The following is a 13,745-nucleotide window of genomic DNA, read 5'->3' as shown; positions in this document are numbered from 1 at the left end:
ATGCCATCAGCCTAATGACAAACCAAGCACATCCAGGAGATATAGAAATAGAAGCATCGCCATTAAAAGCTGTTCTCAACGAGTTACATTCCCAGTACAAGTCTCTGCAAGAGGGTGCAGTAGCGAAATACATTCCCGAACTGGCAAAGGCAAACCCGGATTTGTTCAGCATTTGCATTGTGACAGTAGATGGTCAGGTTTATAAAGTTGGGGACTACGAGCAACTTTTTACCATTCAGTCAATTTCTAAGGTGTTTGCTTATGGACTTGCCTTAGAAGATCATGGACTGGATTATGTTTTAACTAGAGTTGGCGTTGAACCGACGGGAGATGCATTCAACGCGATTGTTTTGGATGAGCAATCGAAGCGACCTTATAATCCAATGGTAAATGCAGGTGCGATCGCCACCACTAGCTTAATCAAAGGTTCCGGCCCTACCGAACGCCTGAATCGGATGCTGGATATGTTTCACCGATATATTAGCCGCGACGTATTCGTTGACATTTCAGTTTTTACCTCAGAACGGAGTACAGGACATCGCAACCGTGCAATGGCACATTTGATGCTCAACTTTGGCATGATTGATCGGAATATTGAAGAGGCGCTGGATCTTTATTTCCAGCAGTGTGCTGTGATGGTGAATTGTCAAGACTTAGCAGTGATGGCGGCTACTCTGGCTAACAGAGGTATTAACCCGATTAACAAAGAACAGGCGGTAGATAAGCGTTATATTAAAGATATTCTGAGTGTGATGTATACCTGCGGGATGTACAACTTTGCAGGTGAGTGGGCTTATAAAATTGGGATTCCGGCGAAAAGCGGTATTTCTGGTGGGATTATTGCCGTTGTGCCCAATAAGATGGGCATTGGAGTTTTTTCACCACTGCTAGATGTGCGTGGTAATAGTGTGCGGGGGGTAAAGGTGTGTGAAGAACTTTCCCAACGGTTAGGTTTACATCTATTTGATTGTTCAGGCCAAGAGGCGAAATTTGGTTGAAAGAAGCAAAGGGTAGAGGAATTTTATTTTATAGTTCTTTTAAGACGAGAGTCGGGATTAATATTATGCATGAAGTTTCAAAGCAAACTATAAAGACAGCACAAAAACATGCTCAAAAAGCAATTGAGCATAGCAAAGAGATACAAGAGTTGGGTAAGAGTTTAGAAACAGATGACCAAATCGATCCCGAACAAAAAGAACGTATTGAAGCCTATGGAAAAACCATGCACGAACACGCGCAGAAATTTCAAGATTTGGCGCACAGACTAATAGAAGATCCTTCAACAGATGTATATTCTGAAGCAGTAGAGGAGCATACGAAGGTAAATCAAGCCCATATCGAAGCAATTAAAGAACTTCAAAAGATACAACCGCCAGCTTAAATGAGATATCAACTGATGCAGTTGAGGAAAATTAAATTCTTGGTGATTGATAAAGAACTTCAGATTAGTATAAATGTACTATTAATCTGCGGCTTCTCTGCCTACTGCCCTGCTCCCTACTCCTCTTGCACTAGTTAATTACCTTTTAGCAAAGTCCAGAAGTAGCCATCTGGTGCAACAAAGGAAAAACTCGGCTCGCCAAACTCATTACTAATAATATCTGTAACTTTTTGTACAGTACTTGCCTTGATGCGATCGTAATACTCCTGTATTCCCTTAACCCGATAGGTATATAAAGACATACCCAAGCTACCTGGTTGGGCTGCCTCAAAGTGCGATTCTAAATTAATATTTTCTGGGAATCGAATGATGTAAAGCCTACCACTGCGTACAGCCATCAAGTCAGACTTAGAAGAACGAGGATCATCAAAGGTAGTGAGAATAAACTTTTCACCAGGATTAAGGTCAAAAATATCTCGACCGGCTGGCGAAGATTCATAGCTAGTTTCGACACCATCACGCACACGCAGCAAACCTAAAACTTCTTCATAAAACTTCAGGGTTTCTTTGCTATCATCTTGAACGATGATCCCCATATGGGTAAACTGACTAGCCTTGAGAGCAGCATTGTGGTTAACTTGTCCGTAATCCGGTAGTGTATAGCCAAACCGTTGAAATAGAAGCTGGCGAGCTAAGGGTTGCAGTAGCAGCATTTCTCGTACACCAACTGCTGGCTCAATAAATGGACGGCTTTTCCTCTCTTTGTTGTAGATGACTTCCCAATAAGGGTTAGTGTGCCTAATAGGCAAACCTGCGGCTTTTGCATTTTCTATATGATTTAAGATACTTAACACATCTGCTGTTAAGCTTGCCGCCCAGCGATTTCCCTTAATTTTCATCGACGCTGTTCCTAAACCTTGATGGGTGGGGTTTTGCCAAACCATCAGCCGAATCAAACCATGATCTGTATTTTGGTGGTAGAGGCGGATTGAGCGTAAAGATGAATTCACACCATATAATTGATTGGCTACATCTGCGGTTAATTGACCCACTTGACCAATGCGATAGCCAAATTGCTCCCAATACTGAATTACAGAAATTGGCTCTGTGATGCCGATACAGATTTCATAGATACCTTCTATTGCAGTTTGTTGTTCGTGAGTCATACCAATTTGGGATTTTAGATTTTAGATTGGGTCAAAATAGACTTTTAAAAGATTCTCTCAAGGGGGAGCAGGGTGATTTCATATAACGAGAGAAAAATCCCATACTCTTATTTCTTTGTCGGTTAACTATGGAAACTAAATCACAACTGAATCGAAATTTAGGGCTTACATATTTTTCTACCATCAAATGAAACCACCCTGCACTTTTCTCAAGAGGGGAGGATGTCAAAATTCTTCTGCTTGAGGAAGCGGGAAGACTTCACCAGCCAAGTAAGCTTGAAAGTGCTTTTGGAAGTACAACCAGGAAGTCATATCTTCGCCATCTGTCAATGCTTTTGGGGCTTGCTTATATAGAGGAATACGGTTATTAATTTCGTCTTGCAGCACTGGGGGCAGTTCTGTTAAACCATTGACTTTGCTGCCAACAGCACTGTAGATTAGCTGACCGGGGCGATCGCCCATTTTCATCCAGGGAAGCCATTGACCAATTCGATCCCAACTCAATTTGAGTTCAGAAACAGATTTCAGTGCTGGGTTGAATAAATCTGCGGTTGGCACAGTTAATTTAAACAATTCCGCTGCCTGATAAATTGGATTTGGGCTGTATTCGGCAAATTTGCGATCGTCTGCTAAGGGATTGGGGTAATAAGGAAATATATCAAAAACGAAGGTTGTGCTGTCACCATCGACCTGTGCGGGGAAGTTTCCTTCAAACTTTCCCTGCACAGGATTATTGGCAACGTGAATCACCGGAACTGTCTCGCCTGTCCAGGGGTTTTCCCATTTGGATAAAACCTCATCTGTTTTTGGGTTGAGGTAGTAAGTTAGTTCCCTAGAAGTAAAATCCCAGCTACCCTCTGCTGTGGGAATACATCGGCTAACGCTTAATCCCAGCATCTTAAACAGGAGTTGTCTTTTCTCACCGGGGATAAAAGCGTAAATTTTACCTTTCCAAATCAGGAAAGTGGATTCGCTAGGGTCGAGGGAAGAACGAGTTTTAACCCAATGCTGCGCTTCAAGTTCTTGGATTTGGGCAACCATTTAAAGCATCCTTAGTATTTGAATAACAACAAAAGAATAAGCTATCAGCATTCAAGTTGCATTTTTAAAAGTTGGGAGTGGGCAAGGGAGACAAGGTGACAAAAGCTTAGAACTTACAACAAGTCTTTCCCCTTGTCCCCAATTCTCTAAGTGACCTTGTCCTCTTTCCCATACTCCATGCCCCATTCCTAATGCCTTTATCAATTAAACTGGTTCAGAAAGTTGCTTATCCAGACGGCGAAACAAAAACAGCCAAAGCGGTAGAGAACTATTAATCGCAATTAGTCGCACTAAATGACCAGTTGTGACAATTTCAACATTATGATTCAATGCCAGGGAAACTAAGATCATTTCTGCCGATCCTCCTGGCGCTGTGACTAAAAGACACGTTAACCAATCCCAAGAGGTTAATTGCATTGCAAGTATAGCAGCGATCGCTCCAGCTACGAGAGTCATCCCCACAGACATCAAGGCATAGGCGACAGTCCGCTTTCTAAAGTTGGGTTTGTCTCCCCAATATTCACCAATAGTAATTCCCAACAGCATTTGGCCCAATAAGTTTATTATTGGTGGCGGACTAAAGCTAATATCACCTACAAAAGGCAGCCAATGTAGCAAAGGATTAAACCCGATACCAATCAGCAATGCACCAAAGAAATCGCCGGCGGGAATTTTAAATAATATAGCTGGATAAACTACTAATCCAGTAATTACCAGTACTAACAAAAGTAATTCTAGTTGAGATGGATCGAGATTGAGCCAAGCAGCTTTGATTGGGAGTGTTTGCGGATAATCATTACCAGCTGATGTCCTAGCGATGAAGGGAATTAGAATAACTACACAGGTAACGCGAATCGCCTGTACTAGGGCAACCAAGCTAACATTTTTATTGTAATCGGCAGCGATCGCTGCCATAATTCCTACACCACCAGGAACTGTAGCCAGCATTGCTGTAAATAGGTTGGTTTTGCTGATGCGAGAGTAAATGTAACCGATACAGCCTCCACTCAGCAGCAGAAATAAGGTAAGAAAAATAAATATAGGAATACCGGAAGCAATACTAGCTAGATTAGCGTGGGAATTGGAAGCGCCGACAGTTAAGCCGACAAGTGCCATTCCCACTTTTCTAGCAGTGCGGTTAGGTTGGGGAGAATATTGATAAAAAATTCGACACCCTTGAAGAACCACTGTACCAGCCGCAATGCCGCCAAATATCCAGGCAATCCTGCCAATTTGGAACTTTGCAAGGAGTAAACCCAGAGGTAATGCCAGAAGCATTTCCAAGACAAGGACAATTAGTTGCTTGCCAAATAGCTGCTGTTTGGTAATAACAGGATTTTGATGAGTGTGTTTTTCCAGGCTGGGAGTACCACTTAGACTTTGATTCATCGATACTAAGCTTTTATTTAAGTCTAAGCTATAGGTGCAAAAGTGGATCTTCTGGGATGCGATCGGACATTACCAGCAACAAGCAAAATGATACAGGTGAAGGGTTTTAATTCTATTGGTGGGTTTATTTTAGATTTAGATTTAGTCAGGTTTGGTAGCTCACCTCTTGCAGCAGACAATTAAAATAGTGCCAGAGATATTCCACATCCACGGACAACATTAAATATATGAACACAACTCCCACTAAAAGAGAAACAGATGAAATGTTCAAGTGGTTAAATCGGAACCGCCAGATGTTATTAGATTTATATAAAAATCAATACATCGCTTACAATGCAAATGGAATAATTGCTCACAGCGAAAATTTGCGCGAAGTTTTAGCATTAGGTAATGTTTCAAAACAGCCTTTTTTAATTTACCTAGTTCCCCGTCGCACTGCCTCTATAGAAATGAATTTTACCAATTCGCTTCCGCCCAATAATGCGGTTGAAGAATTGAATAACCCTAAGACACCGTGCGGTGAAACTTTACTACCTGGATTGGTTTTAGATTTAAGTTAGGTTTTGTAAAATTAAATCAAAATTTTAAGGTTGATGTTAATAAACAGGCTTAGAGCTTAGAGTTATGGATGGAGAAGAATTACTCAGACGCTACGCCATAGGTGAAAGAAATTTTTCTAGTGTCAATTTTAGTCGTCTACACTTGGAAGAAGTTGATCTGTGTAGGGTAAACTTAACTAGTGCTGAGTTGACTGGTACTCATCTTAATGATGTGAATCTGAGTTACGCAAATTTGAGTAATGCCAGTCTACAAAGGGTTACGCTGCTTGGAGCTAATTTTGAAGGTGCTAATTTCAGTAATGCTCGTCTTGACGGAGCTGAAGCAGAGTACGCTAACTTCAAAGCAGCTAATCTGAGTCACGCCAACTTGTCTGGCCGTTTTCAAGGAGTGGACTTTAGCTATGCAGATTTGAGTAACATTTATATGGATCATGGCTGGATAGAAGGTGCGGATTTAGAAGGAGCAAATTTGACAGGTGCTGACTTGGAAGGTGCAAATTTAAACAATGCTTATCTTTATAACGCTATATTTGACAGTACCGTTATGCCAGATGGAAGCATAAAGGATGATGAGTGCTAGTAAACAGGCTCAAGAATCTCTCTCTAACCTTCACTTAATGTTCCAATTTTCTTAAAAAGTCTGTCAACAAATTCTTGTTTTGAAAAGTAGCTCGAATGGTATCGCTATTATTATAATCAACGATAACTTCAAATTTTTCAAATTCTCCAACTGGACTGTCAATCTTAAGTGTATCCAGTCCACTAATTGCATCATCAATACTATCAAATTCGTATCTCTTTCCGAAAAGCGGAATTAAAACTATATTACTAATGTAACGCTCAAGACAATTTCTAAGCGTTTCCATAAACCTATCTACTTCTTCTTGACAAACTCGTATCAAAGCCTGTCGCAGTTTTTCTTTATCTGAACTAGTAAGACTATCAAGTTGTCTAAAGGCTGTAGTATAGCTTTCATCAGGAGTATCCTCATCAAAAGCAACATCAAAATCAATTACTTTAAATGCTGATACTACACCTTTATAGGGGATATAAATAACTGCAAAGCCATTATTTTTTAGTTGTTCTAACGCTGGCTTTGTGAAATCTCCAGCTAATACTACCCCATAAAAGGGTGCAGATAGATGATGAAGCTCAATAATTGGTAATATCGCCCCTTGAATTTCCTGAGCTTTATTCTTTGAGTGCTTCGTATATCTACGCCATGCAGATTCAATAAATGCAACAGGTCTGCCAAGCTTCTTATCCGTGCCATCGACTTCAATCACAAAATCTAGATCGTGCTTATTTCCGTACTTATCCTCCCAAGTAACCTTTTTACCACTTCTAGCTGGACGCGATCGCTGCCAGTCAAGATAGTAGTTTTTGACTTGAGCAAATTGCTCTAGTCGAGGTTTCAGAATATCATAAAGTACGATATCTTCAAGAAGTTTGCCTAGTTGCTGACCAAACTTATGTGATGGTGACTGCGCCATAATCTAACTTTCTATCCAAAGCCTTCCTTCATGTAAAGGAATATTATGTTTTCTGTTTTTCCACTTGACATTACGTTCTCTAATTTTCTCAAAAGACCATAAACAAAACCCTGCCTCATTTGCTAATTTTCCCAACCACTGCTCAACTGGAACATACACCCCATAAGGGGCCGAATCTCCAACTACAAAGCAAATCTTGCAATCAGATGTTGTAACTCGACGAAGGGCATGGAATACAGACCCCATATCAATAAAGTATGCGGCGATCATTGTGTGATAAGCTTTGTTGCCGGCTTTAGTCTCTCGGACTTTTTCTAGCTCTTTACAAACAGGAATTAGCTCATCTCGAATTGGCTCAAGGAGAGGATCAGTTATTAAAGCATCCAATTGCAATCGATCCTTTGACACATGTTGCGAACTTGAACGAATCAGAAACTTGCGAACTGTATCATGTAAATCCCCCCAAGAGTTAACCTCACCCCAAAAGGTCATTTCGAGACGCATGGCATCAGCATAATCATAGTTATTTGCATACGGTGGAGAGGTTATTACTAAATCTATTGACTTATCGGGAATACTTTCTAAAATCCTTGCATCTTCTCTAATAAAAGTAGCTTGGCTTGCTGTTCTAACAGACTGCATACAACGCATATCTTCTAACATCAAAGCGACTTGAGTATCTAGTGCATTAAGTGGTTTAGAAATCTTGGCTTTTCGTTTGTTTGGAAGAATATATTGCCACTGCGCCGTGCCTACATAGCTTGACAATCGTAAAGTAGCAGAGATTGCTAGAAAAGTGAGATCCTGTAACTCTTCTGATAGGGCTGGGGCTAGCTCTAAATAGGCTTGCTTGATTTTGAAGAGATATATTAATATATCCTCGGTGTAACATTTATTTAGTAACGCTGGCATTTGGTCTGGAAGCTTTGGCTGAAGACTAGCAGCAAGATTTTTAATTTCAGCGATCGCTTCCAAAAACTCATCGGTATTTATCTCCCATGAGAGCTTCCCTTGTGCAAGCCGATAAACAAAAGGGTGCGCTTCAATGCCGTAGGAATTCACACCAAGTTTATCAGCAGCAATACAAACAGTGCCCGATCCTGCAAATGGATCGAGGACAATTTTCGGTTTCAGTTCTGCGATTACTCCTTCAACCCAAGTTGCTGAAAATCCAGCAGAATACCTAAACCATCTATGAATAGGTAATTTCATATTGTCAGTAAATGTGCCTGTTCTTTCTGTAATAGCTCTTGATTGAAAATCATTGCGAAGTTCAGGCATCAAATTTAAAAGCTGAAGTTAATAGGGCTTACTAATTTTAAATTAGTATTGACTAAACTCATAAAAAATCAGGACTGAGAAATATATCTCAGTCCCGATAAAAAAGCGGGCTAACCGCTATTTATATGGTTAACCCGTGCAGCTTTGGGAACGCGCAGAGAAATTGTTATTGCAATACCAACTTCACATTGGCGTTTTGCAAACCGCGCTGTTTTACTTCAGCCAAAGTTTTGTTAACGGCATACTTTTGGTTGATTGAGTTGATCAACTCGGTTTGGTTGTGCTTCTTAGCAACGCCCCACAGGTCAGCGATTAGGTCAAAAGAACCATCGCCATTGCGAGACCAGCCGAGGTCATATTCGCCTTCCAACACGGCAACGATGTCAGAACGGACACGCTGACCGTTATAACCACGGACATCAGCTTCAGTCTTTACGCTGATACCGAGGTCGCGCAAGGAAGCCTTGAGGATTTCGGCATCGGTGATTTTGGTACGCAGGGTGCTAAAGTGAGACATTTGGGTTTCCTCCAATGAGAAGATTGAGAAAAACGACAACGGTTTGTTTTGGGCGAAGCCGCGCTTAACAAGATGCGGCTTTTCTTATAACTGCTAGCATTTTCAGCTAGCCTTTCCCCCTGGGATGGCAGAGGAAAGCTTTTAAAACTCCATTCGCTGATATTCAGCTACGGAGGATGCTGCGGGGCGTGCGCGCTGTCTGGCCCAATCTCTCAGAGCCGTTACTTGTTCTTGCATCGTTCGAGACAGCGGCAATGTTGCCTTCAGTGCAGCAATAATATCTAGTTGGGTGAACTCCCGATCTTGGGCAAAAGCTTCATACATTGCCGCAACGATCGCTTGTTCAATTTCTGCCCCAGAAAAGCCATCAGACATCTTGGCTAGTTGCTCAAGATCGAATCGAGAGATGTCTTCACGGCGCTTGGTCAGATGAATGTTGAAAATTTGCTGCCGTTCTTCCGGTGTTGGCAAATCGACAAAGAAAATTTCATCAAATCGTCCTTTCCTCAAGAACTCGCCAGGTAAGCGTTCTACTCTGTTGGCTGTTGCCATCACAAACACTGGTGATTTCTTATCTTGCATCCAGGTGAGGAAGGAGCCGAAGATTCTACTTGAAGTCCCCCCATCAGAATCGGAAGAACCTCCACTACCAGCAAATGATTTATCCAATTCATCGATAAACAAAATCGCTGGGGAAATAGATTCTGCTGTTTTCAGGGCGTTTCGCAGATTTGCCTCACTTCGTCCCACCATTGAGCCGTCGTAGACTCGCCCCATATCTAACCGCAACAGTGGTAAACCCCACAGTCGGGAAGTAGTTTTGGCAATCAATGACTTACCGCAACCGGGAACTCCTAAAATTAACATCCCCTTTGGTTGAGGCAAACCGTACTCTCTCGCTCTTTCTGTGAAAGCGTTAGAGCGTTGCTTGAGCCATCTTTTTAACTCTTCTAAGCCACCTACAGCATCAATAGTTTCATCTTCTTCAATATATTCTAAGATGCCATTACGCCGAATTAGTTGCTTTTTCTCAGATAAAACGATGTCTACTTCATCTTCCGTTAAACGCTCTTTAGTTACCTGTGCCTTACGGTAGACTTTCTCCGCTTCATCTTTAGTTAGACCCAAAGCAGCTCTGAGAAGTTTTTCTCTGGCTTCTGTTGTCAGTCGCCGACCGCGATTTTGCTCTATATGGTGAGTTAATACTTTATTCAACTCAGCCATATCTGGCAATGTAAAGTCGAGAACGACAACTTCTTTTTCCAGTTCTATAGGTACTTGTTGCATCGGAGACATCAAAACGATGTTCTTTTGCATACCTTTGAAACTAGCGATCGCATCACGTAGCGATCGGTTAGTTGCAGGCGCATCTATAAAGGGATGTAAATCTTTAAGAATAAATATACTTGCTTCTTTCTGCCGGATAATCCACTCAATCGCCGCTTCTGGAGACACGGTATTATGTTGGGTAACATTCCGGGGTTGACCGTACTCAACAATCCCGTGTGTTACTGTCCAAACAAATACCCGACGCTGGGGCTTTAACAACTGGGCGATAGTGGAAATTGCTTGCTCGGCCCGCTCTTCCTCGGAGGTAACAAGGTAGATTAAAGGGTATTGAGCTTGAATTAGGATCTTGAGCTCTTCGTTCATACTTCGACCTACTTGAGACCTTATAGAGACAGTAGAGACATTGCTTCTGGTAAAGACAACCGAATCATGAATATCTATCTAGCAAGGAACTAACTCTTCCTCACCCTTGGGATTGGTTTTATCTTCATCCATCTCATCGAGAGAAAGATGCTCTTGACCAACTACTCCTGGTTGATTGCCTAAAGTAACCAGTTCCCCATCACGTAAGACTAGTGAGCTATCACAAGTTGGGCATGAATAAACTCTATGAGTCCGCCCATAAGAAGAGTCTTCTAACTCGTCAACCAATTCTTGATTGGATAGGTAAAAACCAAGGGCACGTTCGGCAAGTTCTGACATTGGCTCGGAATCAACTGCTGAACGAATCTTCAGTTTTCTGTGCAACTCTGGCGATAAATACAAAGTGACCTTTTGCTTAGTTTGCGTTTGCATATAACTCTTTAACGGTCTTACCCGGGTATGTATATCAAGTTATCGGTTCTTTTATTGGTTGTCAAGACAGTAAAACGTTTTAACGTCTATTTCGTTACATTTATTTATATTTTTGGTTGCTGGCATCATCATTAGTGGCTCTAGCCCTTGAAATTGAGCGATAAATCGCTCACTACGAATCTCTTAAAATTGATGTGGCAGATTACTAGTTAGCTGATTGAGAATAGTGCAAGATCAGAGTTTCTGGTATTTCCTGGTATTTCTATGAAATCAGTGACTTTGGCAAAATGTGTGATGTAAATGACTACTGCTAATAAAACCTGTAGTTTGGAGCGAAGAATTTATCGGTTTGCCGTCAGCGTTAGCGGAGTTATTGCCGTGTTAATAATTTTGTGGGGTTGTACTGCAAATAATTTTAACGCTGGAGCGATCGCCTGGAAAACTTATAGCAACTCCCGTTATGGCTTTGAATTTCCGTATCCGAGTAACTGGATTTCTTTAGCAGCATCAGAAAATGGTGATGGAATTGCGTTGATTTCACCCCAGAATAAAACGGTGGAAATTCGAGGGTGGGCAAGTCAGCAACTACCGAATTCGATTGTTACAAACCAAGAATCAGAGAAAAAGCTCAAACCCAACTTTCAAACCGCCCAAGGAGTATCTGGGGTGCTGGTTGTAGAAGTTGATCGACGATTAGGTTCAATGACACTGACACTAACTCAGAGTCAAGTGAAATACTACTGGCAGGGACGAAGCAAGAGCCAAGAATTTCAAAATTACTATCGTTTCTTTTATTACATTGCCCAGGAGTATCGCATTCCGAAGTCCTGAGTTATGGGGTATGGGGCATGGGGCAGAGGAAGAATAAGAACTTTTAACTCCTCACTCCTCACTCCCAATCCCCAATCCCCAATCCCCAATCCCCAATCCCGAAAATCCACATCTCCCCCAGAATGATGATTGAGAGGGTACAGAAACCTGATAGATTTAGCTATCAGCGAGTAAAAACTGGTGAAGATGAAAGTCCTGGTTATTGGTGGTGATGGATATTGCGGTTGGGCAACTGCTCTTTACCTTTCCAATCGAGGTTATGAAGTTGGAATTTTAGATAGTTTGGTGCGGCGGCACTGGGATAATGAACTTGGTGTCGAAACTCTCACTCCGATCGCACTAATTCAACAACGTCTCCAGCGCTGGCAAGATTTGACGGGTAAATCGATCGACTTGTTCATCGGCGATATTACGAATTACGAATTTCTCCATAAAACATTACAGCAATTTCAGCCAAATGCTCTGGTGCATTTTGGCGAACAGCGTTCGGCCCCATTTTCCATGATTGACCGAGAACATGCAGTTGTTACCCAGGTTAATAATGTCGTTGGGACGTTGAACTTGCTGTACGCTATGCGGGAAGATTTCCCCGATTGTCATTTGGTGAAGCTGGGGACGATGGGCGAATACGGTACACCCAATATTGATATCGAGGAAGGGTATATCACCATTGAACACAATGGACGCAAGGATACCCTACCTTATCCCAAGCAGCCCGGTTCAATGTACCACTTAAGCAAAGTCCATGATAGTCATAACATCCACTTTGCTTGCCGGATTTGGGGATTGCGGGCAACTGATTTAAATCAGGGTGTAGTTTATGGCGTCTTAACCGAAGAAACGGGGATGGACGAACTATTGATTAATCGGCTGGATTACGATGGTGTGTTTGGTACTGCACTAAACCGCTTTTGTATTCAAGCAGCAATTGGACATCCGTTAACTGTCTACGGTAAAGGTGGACAAACTCGCGGATTTTTGGATATTCGGGATACAGTCAGATGTGTGGAATTAGCGATCGCTAACCCTGCCGAGGCTGGTGAATTCCGCGTATTTAACCAATTTACCGAACAATTCAGCGTCGGCGACTTGGCATTGATGGTGAAAAAAGCTGGTAACGCTATGGGATTGAACGTAGAAATCAATCACTTAGATAATCCCAGAGTCGAGAAAGAAGAACATTACTTCAACGCTAAAAACACTAAATTGCTCGATTTAGGTTTACAGCCTCACTTGCTCTCTGATTCTCTCCTCGATTCTCTGTTAAACTTTGCTATCAAGTATCAGACGCGAGTCGATCATAAGCAAATTCTGCCCAAAGTCTCTTGGCACAGAAATTAGGATCAACTCTGCGTGCGGCTGATAACAGAACCTTATTTCACTCAAGTGAGTAATTGGCCTGAAAATGGTCGTCATATTTTAGCGCAATATGACGACCATTCAATTGTTGTTTATCAAGCGTATCGTCCAGCTATTGGTAACTTCGCCGCCACCTACGGTTATTTTGGTGGTGAGTTCAGTTTTGAACGTATGAGTTGGATAAAACCTAACTTCCTCTGGATGATGTATCGTTCTGGATGGGGTACAAAAAATGGGCAAGAGGTAGTGTTAGCTATTTGGATTAAGCGTTCGGCTTTTGAAGAAATTTTAGCGGCGGCTGTTCATTCCAGCTACGTTCCAGAACTTTATCCCGATAAAAGTGCATGGCAAAGAGCATTGAGGAAATCACAAGTCCGCCTACAATGGGACCCAGACCATCACCCATCTGGAACAAGGTTAGGACGGCGCGCTATTCAGTTAGGGTTACGTGGTGAAGTACTAGCTGCTTACGCCAAAGATTGGATTGTCAACATTGAGGATATCTCAGACTTTGTACAAAAACAGAGGCAAAACATTAAATCTGACTGTGCAGAGTTGATTACACCACAGGAGAGGGTCTATTCTGTGTTTGATACCGAAACGCAAGCAAAGCTGAGATTATCTGCCTGGACTGAATAGTTT

General features: G+C 42.0%; 15 protein-coding genes. 7 read left to right on the top strand and 8 right to left on the bottom strand.

Going from position 1 to position 13,745, the window contains the following annotated elements; translation table 11 throughout:
- Nucleotides 1-14: 14 nt before the first annotated feature.
- A complete protein-coding gene (gene glsA / locus RMY64_RS13310) occupies nt 15-998 on the top strand; it encodes a glutaminase A (protein ID WP_322671467.1) in 984 nt (327 codons plus the stop codon).
- A complete protein-coding gene (locus RMY64_RS13305) occupies nt 995-1,381 on the top strand; it encodes a hypothetical protein (RefSeq protein WP_322685962.1) in 387 nt (128 codons plus the stop codon). Before glsA ends, RMY64_RS13305 begins: the two co-directional genes overlap by 4 nt.
- Nucleotides 1,382-1,515: 134 nt before the next feature.
- Here the strand turns inward: RMY64_RS13305 and RMY64_RS13300 are convergent, their stop codons facing one another.
- The 3 genes from RMY64_RS13300 to RMY64_RS13290 form a co-directional block, all read right to left on the bottom strand.
- Nucleotides 1,516-2,547 carry a VOC family protein gene (locus tag RMY64_RS13300; RefSeq protein WP_322700260.1) on the bottom strand — a complete coding sequence of 344 codons (1,032 nt, stop codon included), beginning with the start codon at nt 2,545-2,547 and terminating at the stop codon, nt 1,516-1,518.
- 225 nt (nt 2,548-2,772) lie between these two features.
- A complete protein-coding gene (locus RMY64_RS13295; RefSeq protein ID WP_322671471.1) occupies nt 2,773-3,588 on the bottom strand; it encodes a DUF1838 domain-containing protein in 816 nt (271 codons plus the stop codon).
- Nucleotides 3,589-3,792: 204 nt separating this feature from the next.
- Entirely contained in the window at nt 3,793-4,977 is a 1,185-nt protein-coding gene (locus RMY64_RS13290) for an AbrB family transcriptional regulator (protein WP_322671472.1), read from the bottom strand.
- 227 nt (nt 4,978-5,204) lie between these two features.
- Here RMY64_RS13290 and RMY64_RS13285 point away from each other — a divergent pair, with 227 nt between their 5' ends.
- Together RMY64_RS13285 and RMY64_RS13280 are read left to right on the top strand one after the other, a co-directional pair.
- On the top strand, nt 5,205-5,537 hold the full coding sequence (locus RMY64_RS13285; RefSeq protein ID WP_322685960.1) for a DUF5678 domain-containing protein: 333 nt from the start codon (nt 5,205-5,207) through the stop codon (nt 5,535-5,537).
- Nucleotides 5,538-5,601: 64 nt separating this feature from the next.
- Nucleotides 5,602-6,117 carry a pentapeptide repeat-containing protein gene (locus RMY64_RS13280; protein WP_322700259.1) on the top strand — a complete coding sequence of 172 codons (516 nt, stop codon included), beginning with the start codon at nt 5,602-5,604 and terminating at the stop codon, nt 6,115-6,117.
- Nucleotides 6,118-6,151: 34 nt separating this feature from the next.
- Here the strand turns inward: RMY64_RS13280 and RMY64_RS13275 are convergent, their stop codons facing one another.
- The 5 genes from RMY64_RS13275 to RMY64_RS13255 all read right to left on the bottom strand — a co-directional run bounded on the left by RMY64_RS13275 (nt 6,152) and on the right by RMY64_RS13255 (nt 10,913).
- Nucleotides 6,152-7,030, bottom strand: a complete 879-nt coding sequence (locus RMY64_RS13275; RefSeq protein WP_322685958.1) for a hypothetical protein — start codon at nt 7,028-7,030, stop codon at nt 6,152-6,154.
- Nucleotides 7,031-7,033: 3 nt separating this feature from the next.
- Nucleotides 7,034-8,311 (bottom strand): DNA methyltransferase, encoded by a 1,278-nt coding sequence (locus RMY64_RS13270; protein WP_322685957.1) that lies wholly within the window; start codon nt 8,309-8,311, stop codon nt 7,034-7,036.
- A gap of 166 nt (nt 8,312-8,477) precedes the next feature.
- Nucleotides 8,478-8,828: a DUF1257 domain-containing protein gene (locus RMY64_RS13265; protein WP_094350625.1), complete on the bottom strand. Its 351-nt coding sequence runs from the start codon at nt 8,826-8,828 to the stop codon at nt 8,478-8,480.
- A 141-nt stretch (nt 8,829-8,969) separates the two neighbouring features.
- A complete protein-coding gene (locus tag RMY64_RS13260; protein ID WP_322671475.1) occupies nt 8,970-10,481 on the bottom strand; it encodes an AAA family ATPase in 1,512 nt (503 codons plus the stop codon).
- Between the two features lie 78 nt (nt 10,482-10,559).
- A complete protein-coding gene (locus RMY64_RS13255) occupies nt 10,560-10,913 on the bottom strand; it encodes a hypothetical protein (RefSeq protein WP_322690719.1) in 354 nt (117 codons plus the stop codon).
- A 300-nt stretch (nt 10,914-11,213) separates the two neighbouring features.
- On the opposite strand from RMY64_RS13255, the gene RMY64_RS13250 reads away from it, so the two are divergent.
- The 3 genes from RMY64_RS13250 (at nt 11,214) to RMY64_RS13240 (ending at nt 13,742) form a co-directional block, all read left to right on the top strand.
- Nucleotides 11,214-11,744, top strand: a complete 531-nt coding sequence (locus tag RMY64_RS13250) for a hypothetical protein (RefSeq protein WP_322700258.1) — start codon at nt 11,214-11,216, stop codon at nt 11,742-11,744.
- Nucleotides 11,745-11,930: 186 nt separating this feature from the next.
- Nucleotides 11,931-13,085, top strand: a complete 1,155-nt coding sequence (locus tag RMY64_RS13245) for an NAD-dependent epimerase/dehydratase family protein (RefSeq protein ID WP_100899423.1) — start codon at nt 11,931-11,933, stop codon at nt 13,083-13,085.
- Between the two features lie 12 nt (nt 13,086-13,097).
- Nucleotides 13,098-13,742: a DUF4291 domain-containing protein gene (locus RMY64_RS13240; protein WP_322700257.1), complete on the top strand. Its 645-nt coding sequence runs from the start codon at nt 13,098-13,100 to the stop codon at nt 13,740-13,742.
- Nucleotides 13,743-13,745: the final 3 nt, after the last annotated feature.

It is taken from the genome of Nostoc sp. DedQUE08, from assembly GCF_034530895.1.
In the GTDB taxonomy this organism is placed as follows: Bacteria; Cyanobacteriota; Cyanobacteriia; order Cyanobacteriales; family Nostocaceae; genus Nostoc.
This window is presented reverse-complemented; position numbering and strand designations above follow the sequence as displayed.

What these genes read in the sequence shown, in the direction of transcription:
- RMY64_RS13250 (WP_322700258.1), top strand. Translation starts at nt 11,214, where the DNA reads ATGACTACTGCTAATAAAACCTGTAGTTTGGAGCGAAGAATTTATCGG.
- RMY64_RS13245 (WP_100899423.1), top strand. Translation starts at nt 11,931, where the DNA reads ATGAAAGTCCTGGTTATTGGTGGTGATGGATATTGCGGTTGGGCAACT.
- RMY64_RS13280 (WP_322700259.1), top strand. Translation starts at nt 5,602, where the DNA reads ATGGATGGAGAAGAATTACTCAGACGCTACGCCATAGGTGAAAGAAAT.
- RMY64_RS13275 (WP_322685958.1), bottom strand. Translation starts at nt 7,030, where the DNA reads ATGGCGCAGTCACCATCACATAAGTTTGGTCAGCAACTAGGCAAACTT.
- RMY64_RS13285 (WP_322685960.1), top strand. Translation starts at nt 5,205, where the DNA reads ATGAACACAACTCCCACTAAAAGAGAAACAGATGAAATGTTCAAGTGG.
- RMY64_RS13290 (WP_322671472.1), bottom strand. Translation starts at nt 4,977, where the DNA reads ATGAATCAAAGTCTAAGTGGTACTCCCAGCCTGGAAAAACACACTCAT.
- RMY64_RS13295 (WP_322671471.1), bottom strand. Translation starts at nt 3,588, where the DNA reads ATGGTTGCCCAAATCCAAGAACTTGAAGCGCAGCATTGGGTTAAAACT.
- RMY64_RS13270 (WP_322685957.1), bottom strand. Translation starts at nt 8,311, where the DNA reads ATGCCTGAACTTCGCAATGATTTTCAATCAAGAGCTATTACAGAAAGA.
- RMY64_RS13300 (WP_322700260.1), bottom strand. Translation starts at nt 2,547, where the DNA reads ATGACTCACGAACAACAAACTGCAATAGAAGGTATCTATGAAATCTGT.
- RMY64_RS13255 (WP_322690719.1), bottom strand. Translation starts at nt 10,913, where the DNA reads ATGCAAACGCAAACTAAGCAAAAGGTCACTTTGTATTTATCGCCAGAG.
- RMY64_RS13265 (WP_094350625.1), bottom strand. Translation starts at nt 8,828, where the DNA reads ATGTCTCACTTTAGCACCCTGCGTACCAAAATCACCGATGCCGAAATC.
- RMY64_RS13260 (WP_322671475.1), bottom strand. Translation starts at nt 10,481, where the DNA reads ATGAACGAAGAGCTCAAGATCCTAATTCAAGCTCAATACCCTTTAATC.
- glsA (WP_322671467.1), top strand. Translation starts at nt 15, where the DNA reads ATGACAAACCAAGCACATCCAGGAGATATAGAAATAGAAGCATCGCCA.